We start from the raw sequence: 2,553 nt of genomic DNA on the forward strand, positions 1-2,553 counted from the left end.
TACTAATACAGATAATCGGTTAGATAACCTGTTAAAAGAGAAAGGTATAATTACCACCGCCAGGGTCCGTGATGGATTTACGGTTACCAGGCGTTCGCGCAGATCCACTTCAAAAACGGCTACGATCCAGGTAACATTCAAGTTAAAGGATGGAAAACTTTTTAATACAGGCTCTGAAGTAAGCGAAGAAGTGTTCGATAACCTGGCCCGCGGGCAAGGCGTTGATATTATATACCTGCCTACCGACCCCTCGATCTTTAAAGTAATTATTGGTAGCGAAAATGCGGCAAAATTTGGTGGAGTTTCTAATCGTAATCTGGAGTTTACCGATCTGGATAAAATTCTTTCGCTGCACGTAGATAGTGTGCGTGATTACCTGAATACCATTAGCGTGTATTGGACAACAACCAAGGAGAAGAAGGATTACTACTATACTAACGAAAGTAAAGATGAAGTGGTAGCCCGGGCTGAGAACGGCAACTTGCTATATACCAACCCTAAACTGGTAGATGTGAAAACGTTTTTGAAAGATGCCGGTGTAATAGAAACGTATAAAGATACAACGGCTGGCAGCGATGGTCTGAGTACTATCTGGATAACTGAAAAATACCTGATCAAGCACACCCTGGATATAAATGTAGATAATCCTGCTGCCGGAGTGGCGGGTGTGCTGGCGATCCAACGAAGATAAATATAGCGGACATATTCGGACGTGTGGAATAGAAAAGCGGAGCCTCAATAAATGAGGCTCCGCTCTCTTTTGTAAAAGGCTCAGAGTCCTGAAGAAGGTTGAGCGGGAGCTGTAAGAGGCAGATACTCGAATATCATCTCGCATGTTTTGTTGCCAGAAGTATGCGTAATACTGAGAAGAAGGCCCTCGCTGCTATAATTATAAATATTGGTATACGTTGCATTACCCGGGCACTCGGTTGTTATGCTGTTCGATTTTGTTTCGTGCCGGATTAACCTGCCCTGCGAATCATACTCATATAGCTTTTGAAAAGCTACTGTTTTACTATTGCCACTATAGCCGGTTTGTTGCAGCGGCTTCCAGCGCTTATCGTATTGCGACTTGGTTGTGAGAAATACTCTGTTGTGCTCGGATGTCTGCGATTGGCCCGCGAGCTTGTTATCATTATAGGTATAGATTGTTATATGCGATAATGTATCGCTGCTACTTTTGCCATAGTAATACTGCACGGTCTCTTTTACTACGCGATTATTTTTATCGTATTCGTATTTTGAAAAGTCGGCCATGATGTCGGGCATAACCATTCCTTTTTCATTTCGCTTTTTGATCTTGATCAGCCGAGTCTTCAGGTCGTAGTAATAATCGGTAATCTCGGGCGATGCGAGCTTCGTTGATATTTGCTCAGTGCTGTCGAGATAGCTAAAGGTTTCTTTGACAATCTTTGATGAACCGTTTCTTTCAAACTCATGTAGAGCATACGGCTTTTCATTTTTATACTCGTACTCCGCTATAACAAATCCGCGTGGATTAAATTTTAGTTTTACTTCTTTGCGTAAGGTGTTTGTTGTTTCTCCTGGGATTGTTGTCTTGGTATAAATGACTACTTCTGCTGCAGATTTCTTTTTCACCGCGGCCGGTAAAAAGAAGAGCTCGTATTCATTTTTTGATTTTACGAAAGCACTACCGGAGGGGCAACCACAGGGTTCATTTTGCGCATGTGTAAATTGTACAATATTTAGGAATAGAATTGAGAAAATTAGCAGGGTCGATTTCATTGACGTTAGTAAAAAGTAATAATGTTAAAAAATGTATGAGTATAGATGAAGTGTTGTTGCGTGCGATATAGACTATAAATTTTCTAATACAAATTTTACTGTGTTGATCACAATTTTAGGATCGTCTCTGTGTATATAATGGCCGCTGTTAGAAAGATAAATGAGAGCACCACCTTTAGTGGATGAATCGATAACTTTTCGCCATCGTTCCATATTTTGATTTGACTTTACGGTAAAGAAATATGCCTGATCAAAGTCTTTACTTCTTCTATCAGGCGGAACTTCAAATTTACCGCCAACCAAAAAATAGATAGGTACATTTGGTAAAGGCAGATTATTTATCTCAGCAAAATCGGTTCGCCTCAGGTCTCCTAAAACCTGACTTTCACTCCAGGGGCCAAAGTTTACTGAATCGACCTCTGCTTTCTTATACAGGCGGTCGTATAGCATTTCATCAATCTTTTTTTCAGGAACTCCTATAGTGCGGAATATAGAATTCCATTGTTGCTTTGTTTCGGTAAAGTCGGCCGGGTCAACAAACACAAGAGCAGATATATCATTCGGATAAAAACCTGCAAAGCCCCTGATATATACTCCACCCATGGAATGCCCGACTAAAATATAGGGAGGTGCAATGTTAAGCGTAGTGAGCAATGACTTTAAATTTTCGGCTACCAGCTTAACGGTGGGCATCTGATATACTTTGTCAGACTTTTCTACGCCAGCTCTGTCGTACGCGAAAACAGGAGCAACCTTTGCTATCTGGTCGATTACCAGATCCCAATTCCCCAGGCCCATACCCATTCC

At 41.4% G+C, this 2,553-nt stretch carries 3 protein-coding genes; 1 reads left to right on the forward strand and 2 read right to left on the reverse strand.

The genetic code is table 11. The features are described 5' to 3' along the window. Positions 1-691: hypothetical protein (locus tag VIN08_RS11320; RefSeq protein ID WP_331964687.1), on the forward strand; the 691-nt coding region annotated here is incomplete at its 5' end. A gap of 80 nt (positions 692-771) precedes the next feature. Here the strand turns inward: VIN08_RS11320 and VIN08_RS11325 are convergent. Both VIN08_RS11325 and VIN08_RS11330 read right to left on the reverse strand, forming a co-directional pair. Next, positions 772-1,599 (reverse strand): hypothetical protein, encoded by an 828-nt coding sequence (locus tag VIN08_RS11325; protein WP_331964689.1) that lies wholly within the window; start codon positions 1,597-1,599, stop codon positions 772-774. Positions 1,600-1,818: 219 nt separating this feature from the next. Next, a partial coding sequence (locus VIN08_RS11330; protein ID WP_331964691.1) for an alpha/beta hydrolase occupies positions 1,819-2,553 on the reverse strand: 735 nt, incomplete at its 5' end.

Source organism: Ohtaekwangia sp., from assembly GCF_036568665.1.
Lineage (GTDB): Bacteria > Bacteroidota > Bacteroidia > Cytophagales > Cyclobacteriaceae > Ohtaekwangia.